Raw genomic sequence first — 26,695 nt, 5'->3', positions numbered from 1 at the left:
GTGCGAGCATGACAGGCATGTCAGTGGATCCGATCGCCACCATCGAGTACGAGGCGCTGATCCTCGGCCGCCACCTCTCCGGCCTTCCCGGTCGCAGCAGACGTCGTGGAGGGCTCATCGATCAGAGCGCGTACACGCTGTTGGCCGTTCTTCACGAGGGTGGCCCAGCCAGCATCGCGGAACTCGGGGCTGTGACCGGCCTGGACGCATCAACACTGAATCGGCAGACAGCGGCGCTCCTGCGCGACGGCTACGCCGAGCGCATCGCAGATCCCGACGGCGGGATGGCGCGAAAGTTCCGCCCCACCGCCGAGGGCGACCATGTGCTCGCAGAGGAGCGCGAGGCGAGCAAGGCGGCGCTCGCCGCCGTGATCACGGACTGGTCCCCGCACGATCGCGGCACCTTCGCCGACCTCCTGGAGCGATTCAACAAGGCCATCGAGGCTCGCCTGCAGCGCGAGTGGCCGCGGACTCCATAGCCCGAGTCGAGTCGCCGCGACCACACTTCCGCCGCTCGATCAGGGCCGCAGCGATTCGGCATGAGAGAACGATTTCTCTAGGCTCGAAGCATGCTGGAGTCGCTCACCGGGTTCGTCGTGGTGGGAGTCGCGATCCTGGTCGGCTGGATCCTGGGCCGCATCGACCTGCTCGGCGAGCATGCACGACCGGTGCTTGCCCGGCTCACGTTCTTCGTGCTGTCTCCGTTCCTGCTGTTCGTCGTGCTCGCGCAGGCGGACGTGCACACCCTCTTCTCGGCTCTCCTGCCGGTCTCGGCGATCGCCGCGGTCGCCGTGATCGCCGTCTACACGCTGGTCGCACGTCTGCTCTGGCGGCGTTCGGTCGGCGAGACGGTGATCGGCGCCCTCAGCGCCGGCCAGGTGAACTCGAACAACATCGGCATCCCGCTGTCGCTGTATCTGCTGGGCAGCGCCGCCTACCCGGCGCCGGTGATCCTGCTGCAGCTCCTGGTGTTCACTCCCATCACGATGGCGATCCTGGATGCCGTCACCACCGCACGAGCGTCGCTCTGGCGTGCGGTCAGCCGCGTCGTGACGAATCCGATCGTCCTGGGTTCGGTGCTCGGCACCCTCGTCTCGGTTCTCGACCTCGATCTTCCGCCCGTCGTCATGGAGCCCGCACTGCTCATCGCCAACGCGTGCGTGCCCATCCTGCTCATCAGCTACGGAATCTCGCTTCACGGCCAGCGCGTGCTCGGCCCCTCGGGCCGCCGCCGCGACATCGTGCTGGCATCGATTCTCAAACTCGTCGCCATGCCGCTGATCGCCTGGGCCGTCGCCGAGTTCGTCTTCGGCCTCAGCACCCAGGACGTGCTCATCGTGACGGTGCTGGCAGCATTGCCGACCGCGCAGAACGTCTTCAACTACTCACAGCGCTACGACGTCGGCGAGACGATCTCGCGCGACACCGTGTTCCTCACCACGATCGGCTGCGTCCCCGTGCTGATCGCGGTCACCCTGCTGCTCGGGTAGGGCCGCCGCCTCAGCGGCGCACCAACTCCCCCAGCATCCCGATCACAACCCGCACTTCCTGTCCCTGGCGCAGCACCGTCAAGAGGGTGTGGGTGCAACTACGGCATCGAACGATGGCAGCCGCCTCATCGAGCTCGACCACGGTTTCGGCGAAAGGCGCCGCGGCGCCGCATCCGGCGCACACCGCGATCAACGCCGTGACGTCGGTGTCGAACACATCTGTCAGCAGCCCCGCCGCAGCGTTGCCGTCGAGGATCTCCCCGGCGTTGCCTGCTCGCATCATGCACCTCCGAAGCGTTCGGTCCTGATCCGCGTGGGCGGATATCCGAGCCGCACGAGTGCGTCGGCGACGTGCTCGACGAAGCCCGTCGGCCCGCACACGTAGACGATCGGGTTGCGTGCGGGTTCCCACACGGCTTCGCGAAGCGTGTCGTCGTCGACCCGTCCGACGCGTCCCCGCCAGTCCGGCGGCGCGGTGCGCGTGTAAGTCCAGTCGACCCGCACTCCCCCGGGGCCCGCCGCATTCTCCACCTCTTCGCGATATATCGCATTCTCGGGGCTGCGTACGGAATAGAGCAGCCGAACGGATGCCGCAGCCGAGGCATCCGTCGCCGCCCTCACCATCGCCACCAACGGGACGATCCCCGATCCGCCCGCGATCAGCTGCACCGGCTCCTCTCCCCCGGCGCGCCACACGAAGTAGCCTCCGAGCGGGCCCTTGACCTCGAGTTCGTCACCCGGCAGGACGTCTCGCACGAGGTACGGCGAGACCTCTCCGTCGGGAATCTCATCGACGGCGAGTTCGATCCTCTCGCCCGCCCCGTACGTGCCGAGCGAGTACGACCGCACAGCCTGGTACCCGTCCTCCGCGGTGAGTCGCACATCGACGTGCTGACCGGCGTCGTTTCCGGGCCAGCCGGGAACCTCGAGCCGCAGGATGCGCGCCGACGCCGTGGCCGGGACGGTCTCGGCCACCCGTGCGGGCCTCCAGCCGCCCACCGTCACCAATATCGCTCCTCGGTCCACGGGTCGCCGTGCATGTTGTAGCCGTTCTGCTCCCAGAATCCCGGCGCGTCATCGTCCATGAGCGTGAGCCCCCGCACCCACTTCGCGCTCTTCCAGAAGTACAGGTGCGGCACGAGGAGACGCGCCGGTCCGCCGTGCTCGGGATCCAGCGGTTCGCCGTCGAACTCGAAGGCGACCCAGGCCTTCCCTTCCACGAGATCGTCGAGGGGCACGTTCGTCGTGTATCCGCCGTACGAGTGCGCCATGGCGAACGACGCCTCCGTCTCGACGGCATCGAGCAGTGTGTCGAGCGAGACCCCGCGCCACGACGTGCCGAGTTTCGACCAGCGCGTCACACAGTGGATGTCGGTTTGCACGTCCTCGATCGGCAACGCCTGGAACTCGTCCCACGTCCAGGACGTCACGTCGCCGCCTTCGGTGCGTATCTCGAAGGACCACTCGTCGGTGTCGATGCGAGGAGTGGGCCCCGCCGACAGCACCGGAAAATCTTCTGTCAGATACTGCCCCGGCGGAAGGTGCGGGTCGCTGTCACGGCGACGGGCACCGAATCCCCTCGAGATCACGGCCATCGAAGTCCTCCTCGTCGCGCGCAAGCACGCCCACGGTAGCGCGCGGACGGCTGCGTGCGCGAGAGCGGATGCTCGCGCCGTGCGAACGTTCGTGTCGCGACACACCCGCGCGCGTACGGCGAAGTTCGACTTCGGGTCTAAGCTTTAGCCGCACCTCTCAGGGAACTCTCAGAAAGGACCCTCCTATGTCCACCGAATCCGCGGCCGAGAAGTCGGCCGTCAACGGCATCCGCACCGCACTCGGCGTCGGCGGCGTCCTCGCCGTCATCGTCGGAATCCTCATCCTGGTCTGGCCGGGCAAGACCGCGATGTTCGTCGCGGCGATCATCGCGATCTACGCGATCGCCGCCGGGCTGGTCTATGCCGGCCTCGGCATCTTCTCCAAGACCAAGGGCGGGTGGGCGCGCGTCGGCCACATCGCCCTCGGCATCGTGTTCATCATCGCCGGTGTCGTGGCCCTCTTCAACCTCGGTCAGACCACCGCCTGGCTCGCGCTGTTCCTCGGCATCCTCGTCGGTATCATGTGGATCGTCGAAGGCATCGTCGCACTGTCGACGCTGGGCGACGCGGCATCGAAGGGATGGTCGATCTTCTTCGCCATCCTGAGCATCATCGCCGGTATCCTCGTGCTCTTCTCCCCGCTGTGGGGCGTCGCAGTGCTGTGGTGGATCCTGGGCATCTCGCTCATCGTCCTCGGCATCATCAACGTCGTCCGCGCCTTCACGTTCAAGGGCGACATCTGACCCGACCTCGGTCGACAGAACGGCCCCGAGAGCAGCTGCTCTCGGGGCCGTTTCACGTTGCGTCAGCGGACGGGAAGGTAGCGGCCCCACCAGTCGAGGATCGCGTCGAATCGCTCCACGCGGTGTCGCGGCTGGCCGGCCCGTGTCAGCTCGTGATTCTCACCGGGGAAGACGAGCATCTCGGCCTCGGTTCCCTGACGCTTGAGCGCGGAGTAGTAGCGGGTCGCCTGCTCGAGCGGGCAGCGGAAGTCCAGCTCGGAGTGGATGACGAATGTCGGCGTCTTCACCCGGGACACGACGGCCATGGGGCTCTGGCGGGCGATGTCGGCGTCGGACACGCCCACGTACTCGTCGCCGAAGAAGGTGCCGATGTCGCTCGTGCCCTGGAAGGTCGCGGGATCGAGGAATCCTCGTTCGACGATGGCGCCGGCGAACCGATGGTCGTGCGCGATGACCCACGCCGTGAGGTAGCCGCCGTAGGAACCGCCCATGATGCCGACCCGGTCGGCATCCAGGCGTGGATCGGCGGCGATCGCACCGTCGAAGAAGTCGATGACATCGGCGAAGTCGGCCGTTCCCATCTCGCGGCGGATGCTGCGCCCATGCGCCCGCCCGTAACCCGCAGAACCGCGCGGGTTCGAGTACACGACCGCGTAACCGGCGTCCACGAGCACCTGCGTCTCGTCGAAAAGGTGGACGCCGTACGACGCATACGGTCCACCGTGGATCTGCAGGATCACTGGGAACGGTCCCTCGCCCTCGGGCGTCGCCACCCAGCCGTGCACGGGGTATCCGTCACGCCCGGTGATCGTGAGCTCTTGAGGAGCGATGATTCCGGATGCCGCGGCCCGTGCACCGAAGGAGGTCAGTGTGCGCGACAGTCCATCGAGATCCCCGCCGGCGTCGTCGACCAGCACGAGTTCGCCGAAGGAGTCCGGCGCCGCGATCGAGGCGACGAGGCGGTCTTCCGCTGCCGCGTGACCGACGACCTCGACGTCGCCGCCGAGGACCTCGGTGACGTCTCCCGATCGCGTGACGCGCAGCAGCCTCACGCGCCCGCGGGTGCGATCCTGCACGAGGAAGTCGTCGCCGATGGGTGAGATATGACTGCCGACCTCGCCGAGATCGATCGTCTCGGCATCGGTGAGCCTGCGGGCGCCGTCCGGCTCGAGCAGCCACAGCCCGACGCCCGGAGCGATGAAGTCGACCCCGTCGCCGACCTCGTGCGCCAGTGCCGCGATCGAGCCGTCCACCGACACGCGCAGGTGCAGCACTGAGAGGCCCGCGTCGACGCCGAGCACCTCGCGCCGCTGCGATCCGTCGACGGCGATCGCGACCACGCGCGAACGCAGGTCGCGAGCGAGCGGCTCGACTTCGTCGGGCACGGTGAGCACTTCGCGCCCGTCGGCGGTGAAGACGGCACCGCCGTGCGAGGCGGTGCCCTCGGTGAGCTGCCGAGCTTCGGCCGCCACGATGGTCTTCTTCGGTGGAGCGACCCCTTCGGGGAGCACCGCGGACGCCGGTTCATAGAACGGCTCGGCATCGGCCGCGGGCGCCGCGATCACGAACACGTGTGCGGGACGGTCGGCGAGGTATCCGAGACCGTTCGCGTGCCAGCGGATGCCGGTGACGTGCCGCGGCGCCTCGGCCGAGGCGTCCAGGCCCTCCACACTGCCGTACCGACCCTTCTCGGGAACGCGGGCGGTGAAGGCCAGCCTCGCCCCGTCGGGCGACCAGGCGAAGTCCTCGACGCCGAGCACCGCATCGGTCGCCTGCACCGGCTCGCCGCCCGCAGCCACGAGCACGTGCACCTGAGGCTTGCCCTTCGCATCCCCGCGGACGAAAGCGATGCGCGTGCCGTCCGGCGATACAGCAGGTCGGGAATCGGCGATCCCGCGCGTCAGCCGGCGAGGCGTGCCGTCGGGCAGCTCGATCCGCCACAGCTGTCCGACCGAGTGGTTGGCGGCGAGATCGGGGCGCGATGTGGCGAAGACGGCGAAGGAGCCGTCAGGCGCGATGTCGGGGCGACCGACCGAGATGAGGCTCTCGATGTCTCGAGCGCGCACGCGTCACTCCCCCGCGAACGACGAGACGTCGCCGATGAGGCGTGTGTTGTCCGCAGGAACGGTCTCGATGGCGGCGGCGGCGATCTCGGCCGCGAACTCCGAAACGTTGTAGAGCTTGCCGGCGTCCTCGCGGCGTGCGGCGATGGCGCCGGGATTGGCGCGCTCCAGCAGCGTCGCCGTGATCGTTCCCTCGATCATGTCGCCCGACACCACGACGAACTCGACGCCGTGCTCGGTGAGTGCGGGGATGCGCTCGCGCAGGGCGTCCTCGCCCGCGCGCTTGGACAGCGCGACAGGCTCGTACTCCGGCATCGTGGGCGTGGTGCGGATGAAGTGCGCCTGGTGGCTCGTCACGAACACCACACGAGACCCCTCGCCCAGAAGCGGCAGGGCCGTCTCGAGCACGTTCACCTGCGCATCGCGGTTGAGCAGCAGAGCGTAGTCCTCGGCCATGCCCGACTCCATGCCGCCCGAGGCGTTCAGCACGAGCACGTCGAGCGCCCCGAAGGTATTGCGCACCTCGTCGAACATGGTCTGCACCGAGGCCGGATCGGTCAGGTCGGCACCGACGACCAGCACGTCGACGCCGAGCGCGCGCAGTTCGGTCGCGAGCTTCTCTGCCCGTGGAGCCTTGTTGCGGTAGTTGATGACGATGTTGGCGCCGGCTTCGGCCAGATAGCGCGCCGTGTCGGCGCCGATGCCACGGGAGGAGCCCGTCACCAACGCGGTCTTGCCGCTCAGAGAACCTGCGGGAAGTGGGGTGTTTGTCGCGGTGGTTGACTCAGTCACGAAACGACCCTACCTGCTAGGTTCGAGTGAAGAGGAGGCGCACCGTGGAGCTCATCCAGACCGTTGAACAGTGGGCGTGGATCGGCTGGCTCGTCCTGATCCTCGTCTTCCTCGTGATCGAGATACTCACGCTCGATTTCACGTTCCTGATGCTCAGCATCGGCGGACTCGCGGGTCTCGGCGCCGACCTTCTGGGTGCGCCGATCTGGCTTCAGGTGATCATCGCGGGCGTTGTCGCCGCGATCCTCGTGCTGTTCCTGCGCCCGCCGCTGCTGAGGAGGCTCCGGCGCGGCGAAGACCCCACCCTGTCCAACGTCGCCGCACTCGTCGATCTGACCGGCACCGTCGTCTCGACGGTCGGAGCGCACGGCGGCCAGGTGAAGCTCGTCAACGGCGACATCTGGACCGCTCGCGTCGAGATCGGCGAGCTCGAACCCGGCACCCGCGTGCGCGTGAGCCGCATCGACGGCGCGACGGCGATCGTACGATCCGCCGAGCCCACAGACCCGCCAGCAATCGCCGCAGAGGATCCCCGCGCATGAACGATCTCGACGCCGTCATTCCCACCGCGATCGGGTGGATCCTCGCGATCGCGGTCTTCATCTTCGTACTCGTCGTCATCGCGCGATCGATCCGGATCATCCCGCAGGCCAGTGCCGGAATCGTCGAGCGTCTCGGTCGGTACCACAAGACCCTCAGCCCCGGCCTGAACCTGCTGGTGCCGTTCATCGACCGCCTCCGTCCCCTCCTCGACATGCGCGAGCAGGTGGTGTCCTTCCCGCCGCAGCCCGTGATCACCGAAGACAACCTCGTGGTCTCCATCGACACGGTCATCTACTTCCAGGTGACGGACGCCAGAGCGGCCACCTACGAGATCGCCAACTACCTCGGCGCCGTCGAGCAGCTCACCACCACGACCCTCCGCAACGTCGTCGGCGGGCTGAACCTCGAAGAGGCACTCACCAGCCGCGACAGCATCAACGGCCAGCTGCGTCTCGTGCTCGACGAGGCGACGGGCAAATGGGGTATCCGCGTGGGACGCGTCGAGCTCAAGGCGATCGACCCGCCGCACAGCATCCAGGATTCCATGGAGAAGCAGATGCGCGCCGAACGCGACCGCCGCGCGCTCATCCTCACAGCCGAGGGCACCAAGCAGTCGGCCATCCTCACCGCCGAGGGCCAGCGGCAGGCCGAGATCCTCAAAGCCGAAGGCGACAAGCAGGCCGCCGTCCTGCGCGCGCAGGGCGAGGCCGAGGCGATCCAGGTCGTCTTCGACGCGATCCACGCCGGCGACCCCGACGACAAGCTTCTCGCGTACCAGTATCTGCAGACGCTTCCGAAGATCGCCGACAGCGCGTCGAGCAAGCTGTGGATCATCCCGAGCGAATTCACCGAGGCCCTGAAGGGTCTGAGCGGCTCGTTCGGCGGTGCGGTCGCGGATTCCTCGGCCAGGTCGCGCGCGAACGAGCAGCGCGGCACCTCCCCCGCTCCGTGACGCACCCCTGGTTCGAGGGAACCGCAACACCCCGCGTCCTCGCGCATCGCGGTCTCGTCGCGCCCGACGACGCCCGCGTGGGCGTGGTGGAGAACTCCTTCGCCGCCGTCGCCGCCGCCCATTCCGCGGGCGCGCCATACGTCGAATCCGACTGCCATCTCACCGCGGACGGCATCGTCGTGCTCTTCCACGACGACGACCTGTCGCGCGTCACGGGCGATCCGCGCACCGTCGCCGGCGTCACCGTCCTCGAACTCGAGCGACTGATGGCCGAGCGAGGGGGCCTCATCACCCTCGCGCAGGCCCTCGACGCCTTTCCCACTATGAAGTTCAACCTCGACGTGAAAGCTGCGGATGCCGCGACGGCCGTCGGGACGACCGTCGCGCCCTACGGGGACCGAGTGCTCGTCACGAGCTTCTCCGACGCGCGCCGCCGCGAGGCCCTGGCCGCCGCGCAGACCGCGGCGCGCGGCGTCCGTCCTGCGACATCCGCTGGAAGCAGCACGATCGCGCGCGTCCTCGCTGCTGTCGCGACGCGTTCCGATCGACTCCTCGCGCGCGCTCTCACAGGCATCGACGCCCTGCAGGTGCCGGAACGGCGAGGCCGCGTGCGGATCGTCACGCCGCGCCTGATCGCCGCCGCGCACCGCCATGACGTCGAGGTCCACGTCTGGACGGTGAACGATCCGGACGACATGCGCCGCCTCGTCCGTCTCGGCGTCGACGGCATCGTCACCGACCGCGCCGACATCGCACTCGGGAACCTCTCGTGACGGGCGCCAGCGTGCCCTACTCCCCCGCTGTGGATCCACTGTGAATGGAGGGTGAACGGGGCCCCTTCGGATGATCCGCACAGGTCCCTTCGTTATACCTATACAGCGACGAGAGGACCACAAAATGGCAGACCGCAGCCTGCGCGGCATCCGACTCGGCGCCCAGAGCCTACAGAGCGAAGAGGGCGTCGTTTTCCATGAGCGTGCACAGCACATCTACACGTGTGCAACGTGTGGACGTGACACCACACTGACATTCGCGGCAGACGCCGACGTGCCTCCGGCATGGGAGTGCCGCACCTGCGGCGCAGAAGCCCTGCTCCGCGTCGGCGACGGCACCGCTACCGTCGACCACTCCGGCGACAAGATCCCGCGCAGTCACTGGGACATGCTGCTGGAGCGCCGCACGATCCCCGAGCTCGAAGAGCTCCTCGAGGAGCGCCTCGCCTTCGTGCGTGCCCGCCGCGGCGCCACCCAGGACGCCGTCGACAAGATCAGCGCCTGATCCCAGACGCACCGCGCAACGCCGACCCTACGGGGTCGGCGTTTTCGCGTGCCCGCGCGAGCGCAATCGTCCGAGGACGCCGAGAGCGACGAGCGCGAGCACCCCACCCCACACCAGGACCAGTTGAATCGCGGCGCCCAGGATCACAGCGGGTGTGAGACCGGTGCGCAGCGGCACGTCCTCGAGCATGTGCCCGGCCGTGTCGGCGTCGATCGCCGCGATCTCGGAACCGTCCGGGGCGATCACCTGGCTCGTCCCGACGGTCGAGATGTTGACGACCGAGCGACCCGTCTCGACAGCGCGCATGCGGGCGAACGCGAGCTGCTGCAGGTTCTCATCCGTCCCGCGGAAGTCCGCGTTGTTGGTCTGGAACATGAAGATCTCGGCCCCGTCCGATGCGCCGTCCCAGATGACGTCGTCGTAGATCACATCGAAGCAGATCGCGAGCCCGACGCCGACGCCGTCGACCTCGAAGAACGGCCGCACGGTGCCGGGTTCGAACTCTCGCTGGATGAGATCGATCAGATCCGGAGCGAAGAGGCGGTACAGCCCGCGATCGGGCACATACTCGCCGAACGGCACCGGATGCCGCTTGTCGTACACATCGACCGGATTCTCGGCATTCTGCTCCCACAGCAGCGACGAGTTGAAGTACTCGTCTCCGCGCTGGGTGATCGCCGCGATCACGAGGGGGGCGTCGATGCGCTCGGCCAGCGCATCGAGGGTTCGCGCGGTGCTCTCGTCGGTGGTCGGATCGGAGTCGACGCCGCCTTCCGGCCACAACAGCACGTCGAGGTCCTCGCCGAACAGCGGAGCGGTCGCGGCCAGTTGGGCGTTCAGCACGTCGTTGCGGCCACGCTCGTCGAAGTAGCCGGCGGGACCATTGCCCTGCACCGCGCCGACGCGCATGGTGCCGGCATCCGTCGTCGGAAACTGCGGGAGCGCGAAGATCAGCAGTCCCACCACGAGCACAGGGATGGCGGAGCGCGGGTCGCGGTGGCGGCGGAGCCGCACCCATTCCACGACGCCCGCGCAGACCATGACGATGAGGAACGACAAGCCGGCGACTCCGACCCACGATGCGACGCTCGCGAGCGGGCTGTCTGCCTGGGTGATGCCGACCCTCCCCCACGGGAAGCCCCCGTACGGCCACGTGCCGAGCACCTGCTCGCGGAGGACCCAGAGCGCCGCGACGAGCGCCGGAAGGGCGACCAGCCGCGCCCAGGCACCTGCGCGCACGCGCGGGAGCCAGCGATACGCCAGCGCGATGGGGATCGCGCCCGCCGCGGTGATCAGCGCCTCGAGGGTGGACAGTGCCAGCCAGGGAATCGGACCGAGATAGCGAGCCGTGAACGACACGTTCACGAGGAAGAACGCGAGGCCGAAGACCAGGCCCACCAGCGCCGCTCCCCAGACGCGTCGGCCGATCAGGCTCAGCAGGGTCAACGGGATGGCGACGAACACCATCGGCCACCATGCGACCGCGGGAAAGGCGAGCGTGAGGGCGAGGCCACCGGCAGCCGCAGCGATGACGGCGGCCCACAGCGGCAGCACCGGGCGGGGAAGGTCCGGGCGGGCGGTGGGCACGGAATCCACCCTAAGCGAGCGCCCGGCGCCCACTGACGCTGTGTCGCGATCCGGCGATGCTGCGGCCGCACGAGAACAAGGCCGTCAGCCCGCCTGACGGCCTCAGTTCTCGACTCTGGCCAGGAGGCGTTCAGACCGTCGAGTAGGCGACGATGCCGCGGCGGACGGCGTCCAGCGCCTTGCGGGCGGTGGACGCGATCGGCTGATCCGCGACGAGCGAGAGCTGGTCGAGCAGATCGATGGTCTGCTTCGCCCAGCGCACGAAGTCGCCCGCGGCCATATCGGCCTCGACGAGCACGCGGTCGAGCATCGCCCCTCGCGCCCACGAGTGCATCGCCGGTGCCAGGCCCGAGGAGATCGGCTCGGAACCCGGGAGCCTGTGCTCGCGCTCCAGATCGTCCAGGGCCTGCCATAGCTCGATCGTGGCTGCGAAGGCGGGCCGGAACGCGCCCCGCGGAAGACCGCGCTCACCGGGGCCCGCATCGTCGCGGCGCGGCTCGTACACGAGCGAGCAGGCGAGGGCCGCGAGCGACGCGGCATCCAAGTCCTTCCAGATTCCGCGCCGAAGCGATTCCGCCACGAGGAGGTCGCGTTCGCCGTAGATGCGCCGCATCGTGCGACCGGCGGGCGTGAGCGCCGTCGTGCCGTCGTCGGCCGATCGGACGTAGTCGAGCTCTGCGAGCACATCGACGACGCGGTCGAAGATGCGCGCCACCGTGCCCGTGCGCGTATCGATCTGCTGACGCATCTTGTCGATCGTGCGCTTGAGCTTGTAGTAGCGCTCGGCCCATCGCGCGTGGTGCTCGCGGTCGGGACACTGGTTGCAGGAGTGGCGCTGCATCCGCTTGCGCAGGCCCGCGATCTGCCGCTGCCGCTCGTCCCTGGTGCGATGGGACGCACTCACATCTCTGCGGTTGATCTTCTCGAGGTCGCTCAGCTCTCGCCGGATCGCGGCGTACTCGGCGAAATCGCCCTTGTCGCACGTCATCGCGGTGGCGTAGCCCGCGAGCGACTCCTCCTGCTCTCGCACCTGGCGCGCGAGCCCCACGACCGCGCGATCGGCCTGGAACTGCGCGAACGAGGACTCGAGGATCTCGCGCGCCTTCGCGCGCCCGAACTGATCGATGAGGTTCACGGCCATGTTGTACGTCGGGCGGAAGCTCGAATTGAGCGGGTAGGTGCGGCGCGAGGCCAGCGCGGCGACCGCCTGCGGGTCGAGCCCCTCCGTCCATTGGACGACGGCATGCCCCTCGACATCGATGCCTCGGCGCCCTGCGCGCCCGGTCAGCTGGGTGTACTCCCCCGACGTGATGGCGACGCGCGCTTCGCCGTTGAACTTCTCGAGCTTCTCGAGCACGACCGTGCGCGCGGGCATGTTGATGCCGAGCGCGAGCGTCTCGGTGGCGAAGACGACTTTGACCAGCTTGCGGCGGAACAGCTCCTCGACGACCTCTTTGAAGGCCGGCAGCAGGCCGGCGTGATGCGACGCGACGCCGCGCTCGAGATTGTCGAGCCACTCCCAATAGCCGAGCACCGCGAGGTCCTCGTCGTGGAGGGTGCGGGTGCGCTCCTCCACGATCTCTCGGATCTCGAGTCGCTCCTCGTGCGAGGTGAGCCGCACGCCGGCGCGGCGCACCTGCTGCACCGCGGCGTCGCATCCGACACGACTGAAGATGAAGAAGATGGCGGGCAGAAGATTCGCGCGCGACAGCAGCTCGACGACATCCGGCCTGTCCAGCCGCTCGATACGCTGCACATTCGCCGAGCGCACCGGCCTCCTGCCGCCCTTGTGCGGACGGTGACGGGAGGCCTCGTACCCGGCGTTGCGGGCGCTGCTCGATGCCTGCGCGCGCCGGTTGTTCTCGTAGTTCGATCCCTTGACCGAGCGGATGCGCATCAGCTCCTGGTTGACCTGTGCCGTCGCAACACCGGCGCGGTCGTCGAACAGCGGGAGCAGGTCGCCGCGCACGAGCACGTGCTGCTCGAGCGGAACCGGACGAGTCTCGGAGACGATCACCTCGGTGTCGCCGCGCACGGTGTCGAGCCAGTCTCCGAACTCCTCGGCGTTGGAGACGGTCGCCGACAGCGACACCAGCCGGACGCTGGGCGCGAGGTGGATGATGACCTCCTCCCACACTGCGCCGCGGAACCGGTCGGCCAGGTAGTGCACCTCGTCCATGACCACGTACCGCAGGCCCCGCAGCGCGGGCGAGTTCGCGTAGAGCATGTTGCGCAGCACTTCGGTGGTCATCACCACGACCCGCGCGTTGCCGTTGATGTTGGTGTCGCCGGTCAGCAGCCCGACCTGGTCAGCCCCGTAGACCTCCTGCAGCTCGCGGAACTTCTGGTTCGACAGCGCCTTCATCGGCGTCGTGTAGAAGGCCTTGTCACCGTGTCCGTTCACCGACGGCTCGCGCATCGCGAGGTGGATGGCGAACTCGCCCACGATGGTCTTGCCGGCCCCCGTGGGAGCGGCCACCAGCACGCTCCGACCAGACTCGAGCGCGCGGCATCCGGCCAGCTGGAACGGATCCAGTGTGAACCGCTGGGCTGCCGCGAACGACGCCGTGATCGGATGGCTCCGGTCGAGCTCGACGGACTCTCGCGCTCGCGCGTACCGTTCGGCCGGACCGGGTTCGATCATGCGCTCGCCTCGGGCGGGAGGATCTGGGCGGCCCGTTTCGCCTTGCGCCGGTCGAACAGCATCGACAGGCCCGCAGCGGCGAAGAAGAGGACCACCAGGATGCCGGCGAGCATGAGCATGCTGACGACGTCGGCCGCCGGGGTGGCCAGGGCTGCGAACGCCGTGGCGATGATGATCGCGACGCGCCAGCCTTTGAGGATCGCCCGGCCCGACATGATCCCCGCCATGTTGAGTGCCACCAGGAACACCGGGAGTACGAACGAGATGCCGATGACGATCATCAGCTTGAAGACGAAGTCGTAGTAGTCCGGCGCGTTGTAGAAGTTGACGCCGCCTTCGGGCGTGAACCCCCACATCAGCTCGATGACGTGGGGGACGACGAGGACGCCGACGTAGCAGCCGGCGAAGAACAGCGGCACGGCGGCCGCGACGAAGCCCACCGTGTAGCGGATCTCTTTGCGTGTGAGGCCGGGCATGATGAACGCCCAGATCTGCCACAGCCAGACCGGAGCCGACAGGAACAGACCGATCGTGAAGGCGATGCGCATGCGCATGTCGAACGCGGAGGTCACCGCGGTGAAGTTCAGTGCCGCGAAATTGTCGCCGCGCTCCTCGGTGATCTGTCGAATGGGACCCGTGATCCAGTGGATGATCGGGTCGGTGATGAGGAATGCGACGACCATGCCGACGACCAGCGCGATCGCCGCGAACATCAGCCGCCTGCGCAGCTCCACGAGGTGCTGCCCGAGCGACATGCGCTTGTCGCGTTTCGGCGCCTCCGGCCCATCGACGGGCGGGGAACCGGCTTCTGCCACCATCCGCTAGGGCTTGGCTTCAGGAGTGCCGTCGTTGGGGCGGGGGGCAGCGGCGGCCGTCGAGTCGGCCGAGGTGGAGGTCGCCGGGTCGGCGGCACCGTCCTCCTCCTTCATGGCCTTCATCTCACCCTTGAACACACGAGCGGACTGGCCCATGCTCTTGGCGAGCGCCGGGAGCTTGGCCGCGCCGAACAGCAGCAGGATGACGACGAGCAGGATCAGCAGATGCCAGCCGTTCAGATTGCCCAACATGATGAACTCCGTCGTGTCGTACTTCTCGGTGCGGTGGGTCGACTTTCAGTCTAACTGCGAGAGTGCCAAGCGGAGAGCCTGAGCTCACCGATACTGCGCGAGTCCGGCTTCGGCCCACTCGGCCGCTGCTCGCCGGGCCGCCGCAGGCTCGAGGATCTCGACTGCTCCGCCCCGGCGAGCCGCGAGGCGGCGAAGGCTGAGTTCATCGGCCACTCGCATCGTCGCGACGGTCACCCCGTCGACCGTCTCGAGCGTAGCGCGGTCGATGTAGTCGCCCAGGAGAGGCGCCACCGCCTCGGCAAACCGCACGCGTGCGACGATGTCGCCGTCACCGGGCTCGAAGAACCCCGGCGCCGTCTCGCCTGCGTGAGAACTCGGGATTCCGGTGAGTTCGAGATCACTCACCCTGTCGAGGTGGAAGGTGCGCATCGCCTCGCGCAGGTGACACCAGCCCTGCAGGTACCACTGGCCGCTCGCGATATGCACCTTCACCGGGTCGACGGTGCGCGTCGTGGGCGCGGCATCCGGTGCCTTGTAGGTGAACGAGACCGCCACGCCTCGCCGCAGCGCGTCGGCCACGAGATCGCGCACGGCGTCGACCGGCTCGGTCGCCAGGATGACTTCGGCCGGAGTCGCCGACGCGCCCCGCGAGAGCTTGGCCAGCAGACCGGTGTAGAGCTCGGTGTCGCCGACGCCCGGGATGGCGCGAGCCAGCTGCAGCCCGGCGAGCAGCGCGGCGGCCTCGCGAGCGGTGAGCTTCGGAGCGCGCTCCAGCCCGACGGTGTTGGTGATCACGATGAGATCGCGCTCGTCGAGCAGGTCCCAGTCGATGTCGAACAGGTCGTTCGCCATCTGCCAGTACCCGCCGTCTCCGGGCAGGCCGATCACGGTGAGCTTCTCGACCATCGATCGCATCTGGGCGGGCGACACGTCGAAATCGTCGGCCGCCTCGGCGATCGACACCTCGCCCTTGCCGATCAGATACGGCACGAGCTGGAGCATGAGCGCCGCACGGTCTGTCGCCACCAGGGGTCTGCGGGCGGTCATGATGCGCCTCCGTGCAGTTCGCGCGTCGTCGCGAGACGGTCTATGACGTGGTCTCGCAGCACGGCCGGTTCGACGACGCGCACCTCCGGCCCGTACGAGGCGAGCTCGTCGGCGAAGATGTGGACGTCGACGTACGGCACACGGATCCCCTGCTCTGCAGGTCGGGCACGCCGGGCGAGGCGAAGCGCCGCCTCGGTGCCGGGATTCACCTCGAGCAGCGCGCTGTTGCGGGCGGCGACCTCTTCGAGCCCCGCGAGCGCGCGGTCGCCGGCACCGTCGCGCAAAGCCGCGTCGAAGCTCGTGCGCGTCACCACGACCTGTCCCACGATCCGCGACAGCAGGAAGGTGCGGTCGCCGTGGGCGTCGAGGTCGATCCCGAACACATGCCAGCGCGCCTCGTACTCCACCAGCGCCAGCGGCTGCACCCGGCGCACGCGCGGCGCCTCTTCGCCGGGCTTCAGATACGGGAACGTCACGACCCGGCTCTGCTCGATGGCCTGCTGCAGCACGGGGAAGGCGGGATCGCGCAGACTGAGCCGCGGCGAGAAGCCGATGATGGGCTCGTCGACGATGTCGCCGAGCGCCCTGATCTTGCGCAGTCCGCTGCGCGCGTCGTCCGACATGGAGCTCTCGCTCCACACCCCGCCGGCGAGATTGAGCAACGCCAGCTCCGCCGGCGAGAAGTCGATGTCTTCCGGCAGTTCGTATTCGGCGCTCGGCACCCGGTAGCGGGCCTCACGCAGGTCGTCGGGATCGGCCCAGTCCCCGATTGTCTCGATCGGCACGCCGAGGCCGCGCAGGCTCTCCTTGTCGCGCTCGAACATCTTCTCGAGCGCATCCTTGGACGCACCGGCATCGCTCTGCTCACGGTACCCGGCGACCGAGGTCAGGATCGTGTCCTTCGTCAGCCCCTGATCGGTCGCGATGAGCGCGACGACGAGGTTGACGAGCCGCTCCTCCGGAGGGATCTTCGCAGCGAGATTGGCAGGCACCCGCCCATCTTAGGTCGCCGCCGATACCACGCGGAGCGAGCGGGGCGCGGCCATCGCGGCGCCGATTCGAACGCTACTGGACGGGGGCGTCGAGACCCAGGATGTCGACCACGAACACCAGCGTCGAGTTCGCCGGGATCGTGCCCTGCGTCTGATCGCCGTATCCGAGCTCGGGCGGGATCACGACCAGCACCTGGGAGCCGACCGTCTGTCCCTCGAGCGCCTGCGCGAATCCGGGCACGAGCGCATCGAGCGTGAGCGATGCGGGCTGCGCGTCCCACGTGCTGTCGAACGCCTCGTCTTGGCCCCACACGACACCCGTGTAGTGCACGCGAACAGGGACCTCGCCGGTCACCTCGGCGCCGGAGCCCTTCTTGAGGGTCTGGATCGAGAGCTCCTCGGGTGCCGCACCTTCGGGGATGATGAGCCCGGGGCGCCCGTCCGGGGCGCGCACCACCATGGGCATGCCGCGGTCGCTGTTGAACTGGTCCTGGCCGTCCGCGGCGGGCAGGTACACCTTGCGCAGGTCGATGACGGCGACGGCGGAGTCGTCCTCGGCGAGACCCAGGCTCGCGGCGGACTCCGCGGCGATGTCGCCGGGGGCGAGGGCCACGGCGATGCGCGACCCCTCGGTCGCGCAATCGAGAGCGTCTTCGAAGGCCGGGAAGTTCTGCGTCCACTGCGACACCGGGTAGACCCGGGTCAGGTCCCCGTCGTACGGCGTCGCCACGAGCGGCTCGCCGGTGACCCCGCTCACCAGCGCGACATCGATGACGACGAGCTGGTCGGTCGAGGTGATCGCCGTGCCCTCACCGGTCACGATGTCTTCGAAGGCGAGTTCGGGGGCCTTGAACGGCGTGTACACCTCGACCTCGGGCTCGGCGTCCGTCTCACCGGTCACATCGATGAGATCCATCGTCTCGGGATCCGAGACCGTGGGACGCGAGCAGTCGGAGGCGGCACCGGACAGCGAGCAGCCGGTGAGGCCGACCGTCACGAGGCCCAGGACGACGAGAGCAGCGGGGATCTTGCGCACCGGAACAGTCTAGATGCGTCGGGAAGGGCGAACGTGTCGGGGCCGCATCACTCCGATTCCTCGTCGCCGGCCCCTGCAGCCTGGCGCGCGCCCTCGGCTGCGCGCTCGGCTTCGCGCACGCGCTTGCGGAGATTCTTGTCGGTGATCTGCCGGTCACCGACCGCTCCGGGCGTCCAGAGCTCGACATCCTCGTCGCCATAGCTCGACTTGGATGCGCGGCGCTTGACCTCAGGGAGGATCGCTCCGGGTGCGAGGCGGCGCGCCCAGATCAGGAAGCCGGTGTGCGCGATCATCCTGTGGTCAGGCCGCACGGCGAGACCCTCGACGTGCCACCCGCGGACCATCGTCTCGTTGGCGTCCGGCTCGGTGAACAGGCCGGTGCTGCGGATGTACTCCGCCACCCGGCTGAGCTGCGTCGCGGTCGCGACGTAGCAGACCACCACGCCGCCGGGGGTGAGCGCCTCGGCCACGACGTCGATGCACTCCCACGGCGCGAGCATGTCGAGCACCACACGATCGACGGATGCCGCGGCCAACGTGGCGGGCAGCGCCTCGGCGAGATCCCCCACGACGACGTCCCAGTTCGGCGGAATGTCACCCAGGAACGTCTCGACGTTGGCACGGGCGACAGAGGCGAAGTCCTCGCGGCGCTCGAACGACACCAGGCGGCCCTCCGCGCCGATCGCGCGGAGCAGCCAGAGCGACAGCGCGCCCGAACCGACGCCCGCCTCCACGACCGTCGCTCCGGGGAACACGTCGGCCTCGGCGAGGATCTGCGCCGCGTCCTTCGGGTAGACGATGGCCGCGCCGCGCGGCATCGACATCACGAAGTCGCGCAGCAGCGGCCGAAGCGCGAGGTACTCGTGCCCGCCGCTGTTCGCGACGACCGAGCCGTCGGGCTGCCCGACGAGGTCGGCGTGGCGGAGCACGCCGTGATGGGTGTGCAGCTCGCCCCCCTCGCGCAGGGTGATGGTGTGCAGGCGGGCCTTCGGGCCGGTCAGCTGTACGCGGTCGCCGAGGCGGAAGGGGCCGCTCAGTCGTTCGGTCATCGGGTGCTCTCCTGTGCGGCGCGGTGGGCGGAATGGAAGGATGCGACGTCCTGGGCGGAGCGACCCTCGAGTGTCGGCCACACGGCGTGTGCGCCGGCGCCGGCGACCGAGACCATGAGCGGCACGCCGATGGCGGAAGTGCCCGCAGCGACCGCGGAGCGCAGGCCGTTGGGCGAATCCTCGATCGCGACCGTCTCTTCGGGCGACACGCCGAGCGCTTCGCAGGCCTGCAGGTACGGGTCGGGGAACGGCTTCGGACGCGTGGCGTCATCGCCCGCGATCACCACGTCGAACGCCGGGAAGTCGATGAGATCGACCACGGTCTGAGCCATCCGCCGCATCGACATCGTGACGAGGGCCGTCTTGATGCCCGCCCCGCGAAGATCGGCGAGCAGCTCCCGCGCCCCGGGCCGGAACGGCACGCCGGTCGTGGCGAGCGCCCGCATCACCTCGTCGGTGAGGTGGTCGATGATCGCATCCACGCTCATGCGCACTCCCGCGGCCTGGAAGATGCGAGCCGAGTCCTCGAGCCCGAGCCCCACGAGGGCGAGTGCCTGCTCGTGCGACCAGGTGCCGCCGAACCGCTCCACGAGAGGGGTCTCGGCCGCCATCCAGTACGGCTCCGTGTCGACGAGGGTTCCGTCCATGTCCCAGAGGACGGCCGCGAGGCGAGGGGGGTTCACCGTGCAATCCTACCGAGGCGTCTCCGGCCCATCCGCGGAAGGGAGGCCTATCCTGGAAGGATCCCGTTGAAGGAGCGTGCGGGTGGAGAAGGAGGTCTCGTGGACGGACTGGGTCGCCGTGTGCTCATCGCCGGATTCGATGGGTGGAACGACGCGGGTGAAGCCGCATCGTCCGCGATCACGCACCTCCAAGAGGGCGGGTCGTACGAACCGGTGTTCTCGGTGGATCCCGAGCTCTACTTCGACTACCAGTACACGCGCCCGCAGATGGCGGCCGACAGCGAGGGGCGCCGGACTCTGAAGTGGCCCGAGGCGACACTGCTCCGCCCGAAGCGCTCGACCCGCGGCACGCAGCTGTGGCTGCTGACCGGCGTCGAGCCGGCTCGCGCGTGGCAGGCCTTCGCCTCCGAGTTCATCGATATCGCGCTGCGCGAGGACATCACCGGTTTCATCGCGATCGGCTCGATGATGTCGGATGTCCCCCACACCCGCCCCATCTCGGTCTTCGCCGGCAGCGACAACGAAGCTCTCCGAGGATCGCTCGACCTCGAGCGCAGCACGTACGAGGGACCCGTCGGCATCCTGAGCGTGCTCGGCAACCTGGCGGATGCGTCGGGCATCCCGGCCGCGAGCCTCTGGGCGAGCGTGCCCCACTACGTCGCGGGCCACACCCCGTCGCCCAAGGCGACGCTGGCACTGCTCGACAAGCTCGAGGATCTGACCGGCGCACCGGTGCCCCGGGGCGAGCTGGCCACCGAATCGGCCGCCTGGGAGGCGTCGATCGACGCCGCCGCGGCCGACGACGAAGAGATGACCGAGTACATCCACCAGCTCGAGCGCACCCGCGACACGTGGGACTCTCCGGAGGCTTCCGGTGACGCCATCGCCCAGGAGTTCGAGCGATACCTTCGCCGCGGCGGAGGCGAGGGACCCACGAAGCCCGGCCGAGACGAACCCCGCTCCGGTCGCTGACCGCATCGAATCACCGAGCACGTCCGCTCGCTGGGCTCGTCGAACCTTCTTGACGAGCCCAGCGAATGCGCCGGCCTACGCCTGGATGATCCCGGCGCTGAGGAGGACGAGCAGCAGCGACCCGACCGCGACGCGGTAGACCACGAACGGCAGGAAGCTGTGCTTCGAGATCCAGTTCATGAAGAACGCGATCACGCCCAGCGCCACGACGAATGCCACGACGGTCGCCACGGCGGTCTCGCCGAGGGTGAAGACACCCGGTTCGTCCAAGCTCTTGAAAAGCTGGTAGAAGCCGCTTCCGAAGACCGCCGGGATCGCGAGGAGGAACGCATAACGGGCGGCCGCGGCGCGCTCGTAGCCCATGAACAGACCGGCCGTGATGGTGCCGCCTGAGCGGGAGACGCCCGGGATGAGCGCGAGCGACTGCGCGAAGCCGTAGATCACGCCATGCCCGATCGTGATGTCCTGGAGCTTGCGCTTCTTCGCTCCGACGTGGTCGGCGATGCCGAGCAGCACGCCGAAGAAGATCAGCATGCCCGCGATGAGCCAGAGCGAGCGGAACGTGGTCTCGATCTGGTCCTGGAACAGCAGCCCGAGCACGACGATCGGGATGCTGCCGACGATGATGAGCCATCCCATCTTCGCGTCGGGATCGTTGCGCGGAATCCGGCCGATAAGGGCTTGGAACCAATGGCTGATGATCCTCACGATGTCGCGCCAGAAGAACAGCACGACGGCAGCCTCGGTGCCGATCTGCGTGATCGCCGTGAACGCGGCGCCGGGGTCCTGCGCCGAGGGCAGGAACTCCCCCAGGATGCGCAGGTGCGCACTGGAGGACACGGGGAGGAATTCGGTCAGTCCCTGGACGAAGCCGAGGATGATCGCTTCGAGAAGCATGGGCGCCTTTCGCTGCAGGATGCCGGGATCGGCATCCGCGGGTCTTCAGTAGGTGCGGAGCAGGTCGGTGAGAACGGTCTGGCCGAAGACGAGCGCGTCGATCGGCACGCGCTCGTCCACGCCGTGGAACATGCCGGTGAAGTCGAGGTCGGCCGGCAGGCGCAGCGGGGCGAATCCATACCCGGCGATGCCGAGAGTGGCGAGCGCCTTGTTGTCGGTGCCGCCGCCCATCAGGTACGGGATGACCGGCGCCTCGGGGTCGTGCCGGCCGAGGGCCGCGACCATGGCGTCCACGAGGTCGCCGGAGAACGGCACCTCGAGTCCGATGTCCTGGTGCACGATCTCGACGTCCACATCGTCGCCGACGATGCGGCGGATCTCGGCGAGAGCTGCCTCTTCGGTTCCGGGCAGCACCCGCACGTCGATCAATGCCTCGGCGAGGTCGGGGATCACGTTGTGCTTGTAGCCGGCGGTCAGCCCGGTGGGGTTGGTCGTGGTCCGCAGCGTCGAACGGAGGAAGCCGGATGCCGCACCCGTCGCCGCGGCGACGGCATCGGGGTCGCCGGGATCCTGCCCGGTGAGTTCGGCCAGTCGGTCGGCCATCTCGCGCGTGGTGTCGGTGAGCGTCACCGGCCAGGCGGTGCGCCCGAGCGCCGCGACAGCGGTTGCCAGCTTCGTGACGGCGTTGTCGGAATGGAAGCTCGAGCCGTGGGCCGCCCGGCCGCGTGCCACGAGCCGGATCCACACCAGCGCCTTCTCGCCGACCTGCAGCAGGTAGGCGCGGCGGTCGCCGATCGAGATCGAGTAGCCGCCCACCTCGCTGATCGCCTCCGTCGCGCCGTCGAACCACTCGGGCCGGTCCTGCACCACCAGCGCGGATCCTTCGACGCCGCCGTTCTCCTCGTCGGCGAAGAACGCGAGGATCAGGTCGCGCTCGGGCTGATCCCCCTCTCGGAGGATCTCGGCCACCGAGGTGAGGATCATGGCGTCCATGTCCTTCATATCGACGGCACCGCGGCCCCACAGCATCCCGTCCCGCACGACGCCCTCGAAGGGGTCCACGCTCCAGTCCGCGGCGATCGCCGGCACGACGTCGAGGTGCCCGTGCAGCACGAGAGCGGGCTTGTGGGGATTGCGACCCGCGACACGGGCCATCACGTTGGTGCGGCGCGGAATCGGCTCGTAGAACGCGGGCTCCAGCCCGAGGCGGTCGAGGTAGGCGCCGACATACTCGGCGGCCTCTCGCTCCCCCGTCGCCCGTCCGCCGCCGTGATTCGTGGTGTCGAACCGGATCAGGTCGCGCGCGACGGCGGCGACTTCGGGCAGCTCGGAGACGGGTGCGGGCATGGCGTCCAACCTATCGTTTCGAGATTTCGCTCCGGCGACGAACGGGGTACGAAGACGGCCGGAACGAAACAGTCCGCAAATGAGGAAGGCCCCCTTTCGGGGGCCTTCTCATTCTGTGCGCGAGGGGGGACTTGAACCCCCACGCCCGTTAAAGGGCACTAGCACCTCAAGCTAGCGCGTCTACCTATTCCGCCACCCGCGCAGGTGGATTTCGGTTTTGCAACCGAGGAATGACATTACCATGTCGCTGAGCGTTCAACGAATCGAACGGCACCCGGGCGCGTCACCCCATCGACACCCCGAACAGGAGCCCGAGGACGTACGTCACGGCAGCCGCGCCGAATCCGATCGCCAGCTGGCGGAGTGCTCGACGCAGGGGCGGAGCGCCCGAGAGAAGCCCGACTGCGGCGCCCGTCGACATCAGCGCGATCCCGACGAGCAGCAGCGCCACAGCCACGGCGGTGACGCCCGAGAGGCCGAACATCCACGGCAGCACGGGGATGACAGCACCCGAGGCGAAGAACAGGAAGCTCGACAGCGCCGCTCCCCACGCACTGCCGATGACGTCGGAGTGGTCGACGACCTCGATCGGGCCGGTTTCGGCGCGCCCCTGGCCCAGGGCGCGCGCGGACTCGACGGCGCGCCGTGCGCGAGCGGATGCCTCGGCCTCCGGCATCCCTCGCGTGCGATAGACGAGAGCGAGCTCGTTGGCGTCGATGTCGAGGTGCGGGATCGCCCCGTCGGCGAAGTCACTCGGCTCGGTGGCGGCGAGCAGTTCGCGCTGCGATCGCACCGAGACGAACTCGCCGGCTCCCATCGACAGCGCGCCGGCGAGCAGCCCCGCGATCCCGCTGAACAGCACGAACTGACTCGAAACGCCCGTGGCACCGATGCCCATAACGAGGGCGAGATTCGACACCAGCCCGTCGTTCGCGCCGAAGACGGCGGCGCGGAAGGTGCCCGAGAGGCGTCGCCGCCCGCGCGCGGCGAGTCCGCGCACCACCTCGTGGTGGATCTTCTCGTCGGCCGCCATCATCGGCGTCGCGAAAGGCTCATCGTCGTAGGGCGAGCGCGCTTCGGCGTTCTGAGCCAGGGCGAGGACGAATATCGACCCGAACCGGCGGGCCATCCACCCCAGCAGCACGGTTCGCCCGTCGGCCCGCGGAAGCCGCGCCGGCTCGCCGCCCAGCAGTCCGAGCCAGTGGGCCTCATGACGCCCCTCGGCCTCGGCGAGGGCGAGCAGGATCACGCGCTCCTCCCCGGAGCGACGGCCGGCGAGTTCGCGGTAGACGTGGGCTTCCGCGCGCTCGTTCACGAGGTATTGCGCCCAGCGGCGACGATCACGGTCGGTGGGTGCGGCGGTCGCGCTCACTCAGGCCTCCAGAGGGTCTCGGGCTTCGTCCACGCTAGCCAGCGGTGCGCGTGCACGTCGGTCGTCTGCCGGTATTGCCAGTATTTCGGGCCTCCGAACGTCACGCTCGGGCGATCACCTCGCGGAGTCCGCGCTCGCCCCGGCGCATCACGTGGGCGTGGGCGCGCTCGAACACCGGTCGCAGCAGCCATGACGTGGTGTTCATCCAGACGCGGTCGGTCTCGACGTTCCAGCGGAAGGTGACGACGGACGCCCCCGCCCCGTCGGCGGCGACGCTGACGCGCCCTGTCCCGCGCAGGTCGCCCCTGCTGATGGCCTCGATCGAGCGGCCGGGGTCGACGTCCGAGATCTCGAGCAGCATTCGGAGCCGGTATCCGAGAGGGCTCCGCACCGCGAGGACCATTCGCTCCCCCGCCGCCAGCCGCCGCGCCGGCATGGGCAGTGTGAGACCGGGCCACCACGTCCGCTCGGCGCCGGGATGCAGCCGCCGGATCGAGTGCTCGCTCTGCGCGCGTATCGAGATCATCCGTTCGATCTCCGTCCAGGCACGATCGACCGGCACCGTGATGTGCCATCGGGTCACGAACGAGTACGCCGCCGGCATGACCGGAGTCTAGGCCGGGATCAGGAGTGGACCCGGCCCCGCAGCACGTCGATGCGCGACTGCAGCTGGGCGACCGTCGCATGCGAGACCGCGGGGCCGCCGCAGATGCGTCGGAGCTCGGCGTGGACGAGACCGTGCGCCTCGCCGGATTGCCGCGAGTACAGGCCTACCAGGCTGTTCAGCAGCTGCCGCTGCTCTTTGAGCGTGCGATGGAGGGCCTGCGGCAGCGCCGGCTCCTCCCCCTCTGGCGCAGCGGCCTCACGGGCCTCGCGCACCTGCCGATGCCTGCCCTGTCGGGCCTGGCGCTGCATGAGGAGCTCGTGGACGTGCTCCGGCTCGAGCAGGCCGGGAAGACCGAGGAACTCCTCCTCCTCCGGGGTTCCCGGAACCGCGAGTTGTCCGAACTCCTTGCCGTCGAACAGCACCCGATCGAAGTGCGCCAGGGACCCGAGTGCCTGGTAGGTGAACTCCTCGGTCAGCGCATCGGACGCCTTGTCCTCGCGCTCGGCGGCGTCCATGAGGTCTTCTTCGGCGTTCCACTCGTCTTCGCCGTCGGTGTCACGGTCGAGCGCATGATCGCGCTGGCGTTCCATCTCGTTGGCGAGGGCGAGCAGCTGCGGCACATTCGGCAGGAAGACACTGGCCATCTCGCCACGGCGGCGGGCCCGCACGAAGCGTCCGATGGCCTGCGCGAAGAAGAGCGGAGTCGACGCGCTCGTCGCGTACACGCCGACGGCCAGCCGCGGCACGTCGACGCCCTCCGACACCATGCGGACGGCGACCATCCACCGGCTCGTGGCCTTCGAGAACTCCTCGATCCGGCTCGACGCCTCGGCCTCGTCCGACAGGACGATCGTAGGCGCCTCGCCCGAGATCTCGTGGAGGATCGCGGCGTAGGCCCGTGCCGCGGTCTGGTCCGTCGCGATCACGAGGCCGCCGGCATCCGGAACGTGCTCGCGCACCTCGGTGAGCCGTCGATCCGCCGACCGCAGCACGGCCGGGATCCAGTCCCCCTCCGGATCCAGCGCCGTGCGCCAGGCCTGCGAAGTGATGTCCTTCGTGTTGTCCTGCCCGAGTTGGGCTTCCATCTCGTCGCCGGTCTTGGTGCGCCAGCGCATATGGCCCGCATAGACCATGAAGATCACCGGGCGAACGACGCCGTCTTCGAGCGCGCGCTTGTACCCGTAGGCGTAATCGGTGCGCGAGATGCGAATGCCCTTCGCATCGGGGTGGTACTCGACGAACGGGATCGGCGCGGTGTCGCTGCGGAAAGGGGTGCCGCTGAGCAGCAGTCGCCGCGTCGCGCGTGCGTACGCCTCGCGGAGAGCCTCGCCCCAGCTGAGCGCGTCGCCCCCGTGGTGCACCTCGTCCAGGATCACGAGCGTGCGCGCATCCATCACCAGACGCTCATGAACGGATGCCTTCACCGCGACCTGCGCGTAGGTCACCGCCACGCCGTGGTACTGCCGGGCCGGCGAGACGTGCCGGTTGCTGAACGCGGGATCCAGTCGTATCGACACCCGGGCCGCGGCGTCGGCCCACTGCGTCTTCAGATGCTCGGTGGGGGCCACGACCACGATGCGATCGATGATGCGGCGGCGCAGCAGTTCGCTCGCCAGACGCAGCGCGAACGTGGTCTTTCCGGCGCCCGGCGTCGCCGCCGCGAGGAAGTCGCGAGGACCGCCGCCCGGTCCGTCCGGCCCGTCGAGATCGAAGTAGAGATCGAGGGCCTCGGCTTGCCACGCGCGAAGCCGCTGCGCGGTTCCCCAGGGAGCGCGCTGCGGGTAGGTGGGGCTGAGGTGCTCCGCCGCGAAGCTGCCGATGTGGGGCTCGGACGACGGCATGTCCAGGATGGTTTCGTCGGTCACCGAATGCACCTCCCCCGTCGACAACGAGACACCACGATAGGACATCGCGCCGACATCGCCGATTCGCCGCACAG

At 68.8% G+C, this 26,695-nt stretch carries 27 protein-coding genes and 1 tRNA gene; 8 read left to right on the top strand and 20 right to left on the bottom strand.

Annotation, left to right across the window (positions count from 1 at the left end):
• Nucleotides 1-17 precede the first annotated feature (17 nt).
• Nucleotides 18-479 (top strand): MarR family winged helix-turn-helix transcriptional regulator, encoded by a 462-nt coding sequence (locus KEC57_RS07670; protein WP_229383984.1) that lies wholly within the window; start codon nucleotides 18-20, stop codon nucleotides 477-479.
• A 90-nt stretch (nucleotides 480-569) separates the two neighbouring features.
• Nucleotides 570-1,490 carry an AEC family transporter gene (locus KEC57_RS07665; protein WP_229383983.1) on the top strand — a complete coding sequence of 307 codons (921 nt, stop codon included), beginning with the start codon at nucleotides 570-572 and terminating at the stop codon, nucleotides 1,488-1,490.
• Nucleotides 1,491-1,500: 10 nt separating this feature from the next.
• On the opposite strand, the gene KEC57_RS07660 is transcribed toward KEC57_RS07665, so the two are convergent.
• The 3 genes from KEC57_RS07660 to KEC57_RS07650 are packed head-to-tail and all read right to left on the bottom strand — an operon-like array spanning nucleotide 1,501 to nucleotide 3,085.
• Nucleotides 1,501-1,773, bottom strand: a complete 273-nt coding sequence (locus tag KEC57_RS07660) for a DUF6510 family protein (protein ID WP_229383982.1) — start codon at nucleotides 1,771-1,773, stop codon at nucleotides 1,501-1,503.
• Complete coding sequence (locus KEC57_RS07655; protein WP_229383981.1) at nucleotides 1,770-2,465, bottom strand: FAD-binding oxidoreductase; 696 nt, start codon at nucleotides 2,463-2,465, stop codon at nucleotides 1,770-1,772. The genes KEC57_RS07660 and KEC57_RS07655 overlap by 4 nt, the downstream gene beginning before the upstream one ends.
• Nucleotides 2,466-2,491: 26 nt before the next feature.
• On the bottom strand, nucleotides 2,492-3,085 hold the full coding sequence (locus tag KEC57_RS07650) for a sulfite oxidase-like oxidoreductase (RefSeq protein ID WP_229383980.1): 594 nt from the start codon (nucleotides 3,083-3,085) through the stop codon (nucleotides 2,492-2,494).
• Between the two features lie 185 nt (nucleotides 3,086-3,270).
• Here KEC57_RS07650 and KEC57_RS07645 point away from each other — a divergent pair, with 185 nt between their 5' ends.
• A complete protein-coding gene (locus KEC57_RS07645) occupies nucleotides 3,271-3,828 on the top strand; it encodes an HdeD family acid-resistance protein (RefSeq protein WP_229383979.1) in 558 nt (185 codons plus the stop codon).
• Nucleotides 3,829-3,890: 62 nt separating this feature from the next.
• On the opposite strand, the gene KEC57_RS07640 is transcribed toward KEC57_RS07645, so the two are convergent.
• Together KEC57_RS07640 and KEC57_RS07635 are read right to left on the bottom strand one after the other, a co-directional pair.
• Entirely contained in the window at nucleotides 3,891-5,894 is a 2,004-nt protein-coding gene (locus tag KEC57_RS07640) for a S9 family peptidase (RefSeq protein ID WP_229383978.1), read from the bottom strand.
• A 3-nt stretch (nucleotides 5,895-5,897) separates the two neighbouring features.
• Nucleotides 5,898-6,683 carry an SDR family oxidoreductase gene (locus KEC57_RS07635; RefSeq protein ID WP_229383977.1) on the bottom strand — a complete coding sequence of 262 codons (786 nt, stop codon included), beginning with the start codon at nucleotides 6,681-6,683 and terminating at the stop codon, nucleotides 5,898-5,900.
• A 44-nt stretch (nucleotides 6,684-6,727) separates the two neighbouring features.
• Here KEC57_RS07635 and KEC57_RS07630 point away from each other — a divergent pair, with 44 nt between their 5' ends.
• The 4 genes from KEC57_RS07630 (at nucleotide 6,728) to KEC57_RS07615 (ending at nucleotide 9,456) form a co-directional block, all read left to right on the top strand.
• Nucleotides 6,728-7,225 (top strand): NfeD family protein, encoded by a 498-nt coding sequence (locus KEC57_RS07630; protein ID WP_229383976.1) that lies wholly within the window; start codon nucleotides 6,728-6,730, stop codon nucleotides 7,223-7,225.
• Nucleotides 7,222-8,178, top strand: a complete 957-nt coding sequence (locus tag KEC57_RS07625) for an SPFH domain-containing protein (RefSeq protein WP_229383975.1) — start codon at nucleotides 7,222-7,224, stop codon at nucleotides 8,176-8,178. Before KEC57_RS07630 ends, KEC57_RS07625 begins: the two co-directional genes overlap by 4 nt.
• Nucleotides 8,175-8,951, top strand: a complete 777-nt coding sequence (locus KEC57_RS07620; protein ID WP_229383974.1) for a glycerophosphodiester phosphodiesterase family protein — start codon at nucleotides 8,175-8,177, stop codon at nucleotides 8,949-8,951. Before KEC57_RS07625 ends, KEC57_RS07620 begins: the two co-directional genes overlap by 4 nt.
• Before the next feature lie 124 nt (nucleotides 8,952-9,075).
• The gene (locus tag KEC57_RS07615) at nucleotides 9,076-9,456 is read left to right on the top strand and encodes an RNA polymerase-binding protein RbpA (protein ID WP_229383973.1); all 381 of its coding nucleotides are present in this window, start codon (nucleotides 9,076-9,078) and stop codon (nucleotides 9,454-9,456) included.
• 27 nt (nucleotides 9,457-9,483) lie between these two features.
• Here the strand turns inward: KEC57_RS07615 and lnt are convergent, their stop codons facing one another.
• The 9 genes from lnt to KEC57_RS07570 all read right to left on the bottom strand — a co-directional run bounded on the left by lnt (nucleotide 9,484) and on the right by KEC57_RS07570 (nucleotide 19,561).
• Nucleotides 9,484-11,043, bottom strand: a complete 1,560-nt coding sequence (gene lnt / locus KEC57_RS07610) for an apolipoprotein N-acyltransferase (protein ID WP_229383972.1) — start codon at nucleotides 11,041-11,043, stop codon at nucleotides 9,484-9,486.
• Nucleotides 11,044-11,173: 130 nt separating this feature from the next.
• Nucleotides 11,174-13,687 (bottom strand): DEAD/DEAH box helicase, encoded by a 2,514-nt coding sequence (locus tag KEC57_RS07605; RefSeq protein WP_229383971.1) that lies wholly within the window; start codon nucleotides 13,685-13,687, stop codon nucleotides 11,174-11,176.
• On the bottom strand, nucleotides 13,684-14,442 hold the full coding sequence (gene tatC, locus KEC57_RS07600) for a twin-arginine translocase subunit TatC (RefSeq protein ID WP_229384407.1): 759 nt from the start codon (nucleotides 14,440-14,442) through the stop codon (nucleotides 13,684-13,686). Before tatC ends, KEC57_RS07605 begins: the two co-directional genes overlap by 4 nt.
• Before the next feature lie 66 nt (nucleotides 14,443-14,508).
• Nucleotides 14,509-14,754: a Sec-independent protein translocase subunit TatA gene (gene tatA / locus KEC57_RS07595; protein ID WP_229383970.1), complete on the bottom strand. Its 246-nt coding sequence runs from the start codon at nucleotides 14,752-14,754 to the stop codon at nucleotides 14,509-14,511.
• A gap of 84 nt (nucleotides 14,755-14,838) precedes the next feature.
• The gene (locus tag KEC57_RS07590; protein WP_229383969.1) at nucleotides 14,839-15,801 is read right to left on the bottom strand and encodes a helix-turn-helix transcriptional regulator; all 963 of its coding nucleotides are present in this window, start codon (nucleotides 15,799-15,801) and stop codon (nucleotides 14,839-14,841) included.
• The gene (locus KEC57_RS07585; protein WP_229383968.1) at nucleotides 15,798-16,793 is read right to left on the bottom strand and encodes a helix-turn-helix transcriptional regulator; all 996 of its coding nucleotides are present in this window, start codon (nucleotides 16,791-16,793) and stop codon (nucleotides 15,798-15,800) included. Before KEC57_RS07585 ends, KEC57_RS07590 begins: the two co-directional genes overlap by 4 nt.
• A 73-nt stretch (nucleotides 16,794-16,866) precedes the next feature.
• On the bottom strand, nucleotides 16,867-17,829 hold the full coding sequence (locus KEC57_RS07580) for an FKBP-type peptidyl-prolyl cis-trans isomerase (RefSeq protein ID WP_229383967.1): 963 nt from the start codon (nucleotides 17,827-17,829) through the stop codon (nucleotides 16,867-16,869).
• A gap of 47 nt (nucleotides 17,830-17,876) precedes the next feature.
• Nucleotides 17,877-18,878, bottom strand: coding sequence for a tRNA (adenine-N1)-methyltransferase (locus tag KEC57_RS07575; protein ID WP_229383966.1), 1,002 nt, complete (start codon nucleotides 18,876-18,878; stop codon nucleotides 17,877-17,879).
• Nucleotides 18,875-19,561: an HAD family hydrolase gene (locus KEC57_RS07570; protein WP_229383965.1), complete on the bottom strand. Its 687-nt coding sequence runs from the start codon at nucleotides 19,559-19,561 to the stop codon at nucleotides 18,875-18,877. The genes KEC57_RS07575 and KEC57_RS07570 overlap by 4 nt, the downstream gene beginning before the upstream one ends.
• Nucleotides 19,562-19,660: 99 nt before the next feature.
• Between KEC57_RS07570 and KEC57_RS07565 the strand changes: the two genes are divergently transcribed.
• Nucleotides 19,661-20,533, top strand: a complete 873-nt coding sequence (locus KEC57_RS07565) for a PAC2 family protein (RefSeq protein WP_229383964.1) — start codon at nucleotides 19,661-19,663, stop codon at nucleotides 20,531-20,533.
• A gap of 75 nt (nucleotides 20,534-20,608) precedes the next feature.
• On the opposite strand, the gene KEC57_RS07560 is transcribed toward KEC57_RS07565, so the two are convergent.
• The 6 genes from KEC57_RS07560 to KEC57_RS07535 form a co-directional block, all read right to left on the bottom strand.
• Nucleotides 20,609-21,430 carry an undecaprenyl-diphosphate phosphatase gene (locus tag KEC57_RS07560; RefSeq protein ID WP_229383963.1) on the bottom strand — a complete coding sequence of 274 codons (822 nt, stop codon included), beginning with the start codon at nucleotides 21,428-21,430 and terminating at the stop codon, nucleotides 20,609-20,611.
• 45 nt (nucleotides 21,431-21,475) lie between these two features.
• On the bottom strand, nucleotides 21,476-22,777 hold the full coding sequence (locus KEC57_RS07555) for a M20/M25/M40 family metallo-hydrolase (RefSeq protein WP_229383962.1): 1,302 nt from the start codon (nucleotides 22,775-22,777) through the stop codon (nucleotides 21,476-21,478).
• Nucleotides 22,778-22,893: 116 nt separating this feature from the next.
• Nucleotides 22,894-22,979, bottom strand: a tRNA-Leu gene (locus tag KEC57_RS07550).
• Between the two features lie 81 nt (nucleotides 22,980-23,060).
• A complete protein-coding gene (locus KEC57_RS07545) occupies nucleotides 23,061-24,149 on the bottom strand; it encodes a VIT1/CCC1 transporter family protein (RefSeq protein WP_229383961.1) in 1,089 nt (362 codons plus the stop codon).
• 100 nt (nucleotides 24,150-24,249) lie between these two features.
• Nucleotides 24,250-24,753, bottom strand: a complete 504-nt coding sequence (locus tag KEC57_RS07540; protein ID WP_229383960.1) for an SRPBCC family protein — start codon at nucleotides 24,751-24,753, stop codon at nucleotides 24,250-24,252.
• A 20-nt stretch (nucleotides 24,754-24,773) separates the two neighbouring features.
• Nucleotides 24,774-26,597, bottom strand: coding sequence for a DEAD/DEAH box helicase (locus tag KEC57_RS07535; RefSeq protein WP_229384406.1), 1,824 nt, complete (start codon nucleotides 26,595-26,597; stop codon nucleotides 24,774-24,776).
• Nucleotides 26,598-26,695: the final 98 nt, after the last annotated feature.

Source organism: Microbacterium allomyrinae (assembly GCF_020682705.1).
In the GTDB taxonomy this organism is placed as follows: domain Bacteria; phylum Actinomycetota; class Actinomycetes; order Actinomycetales; family Microbacteriaceae; genus Microbacterium; species Microbacterium allomyrinae.
The sequence above is the reverse complement of the archived record's forward strand: the minus strand, read 5'-3'. Positions and strand labels throughout refer to the sequence as shown.

Coding starts and splice junctions, on each gene's coding strand:
- KEC57_RS07670 (WP_229383984.1), top strand. CDS start 18: ATGTCAGTGGATCCGATCGCCACCATCGAGTACGAGGCGCTGATCCTC.
- KEC57_RS07665 (WP_229383983.1), top strand. CDS start 570: ATGCTGGAGTCGCTCACCGGGTTCGTCGTGGTGGGAGTCGCGATCCTG.
- KEC57_RS07660 (WP_229383982.1), bottom strand. CDS start 1,773: ATGATGCGAGCAGGCAACGCCGGGGAGATCCTCGACGGCAACGCTGCG.
- KEC57_RS07650 (WP_229383980.1), bottom strand. CDS start 3,085: ATGGCCGTGATCTCGAGGGGATTCGGTGCCCGTCGCCGTGACAGCGAC.
- KEC57_RS07645 (WP_229383979.1), top strand. CDS start 3,271: ATGTCCACCGAATCCGCGGCCGAGAAGTCGGCCGTCAACGGCATCCGC.
- KEC57_RS07625 (WP_229383975.1), top strand. CDS start 7,222: ATGAACGATCTCGACGCCGTCATTCCCACCGCGATCGGGTGGATCCTC.
- KEC57_RS07615 (WP_229383973.1), top strand. CDS start 9,076: ATGGCAGACCGCAGCCTGCGCGGCATCCGACTCGGCGCCCAGAGCCTA.
- KEC57_RS07605 (WP_229383971.1), bottom strand. CDS start 13,687: ATGATCGAACCCGGTCCGGCCGAACGGTACGCGCGAGCGCGAGAGTCC.
- tatC (WP_229384407.1), bottom strand. CDS start 14,442: ATGTCGCTCGGGCAGCACCTCGTGGAGCTGCGCAGGCGGCTGATGTTC.
- tatA (WP_229383970.1), bottom strand. CDS start 14,754: ATGTTGGGCAATCTGAACGGCTGGCATCTGCTGATCCTGCTCGTCGTC.
- KEC57_RS07590 (WP_229383969.1), bottom strand. CDS start 15,801: ATGACCGCCCGCAGACCCCTGGTGGCGACAGACCGTGCGGCGCTCATG.
- KEC57_RS07575 (WP_229383966.1), bottom strand. CDS start 18,878: ATGACCGAACGACTGAGCGGCCCCTTCCGCCTCGGCGACCGCGTACAG.
- KEC57_RS07560 (WP_229383963.1), bottom strand. CDS start 21,430: ATGCTTCTCGAAGCGATCATCCTCGGCTTCGTCCAGGGACTGACCGAA.
- KEC57_RS07555 (WP_229383962.1), bottom strand. CDS start 22,777: ATGCCCGCACCCGTCTCCGAGCTGCCCGAAGTCGCCGCCGTCGCGCGC.
- KEC57_RS07540 (WP_229383960.1), bottom strand. CDS start 24,753: ATGCCGGCGGCGTACTCGTTCGTGACCCGATGGCACATCACGGTGCCG.
- KEC57_RS07535 (WP_229384406.1), bottom strand. CDS start 26,597: ATGCCGTCGTCCGAGCCCCACATCGGCAGCTTCGCGGCGGAGCACCTC.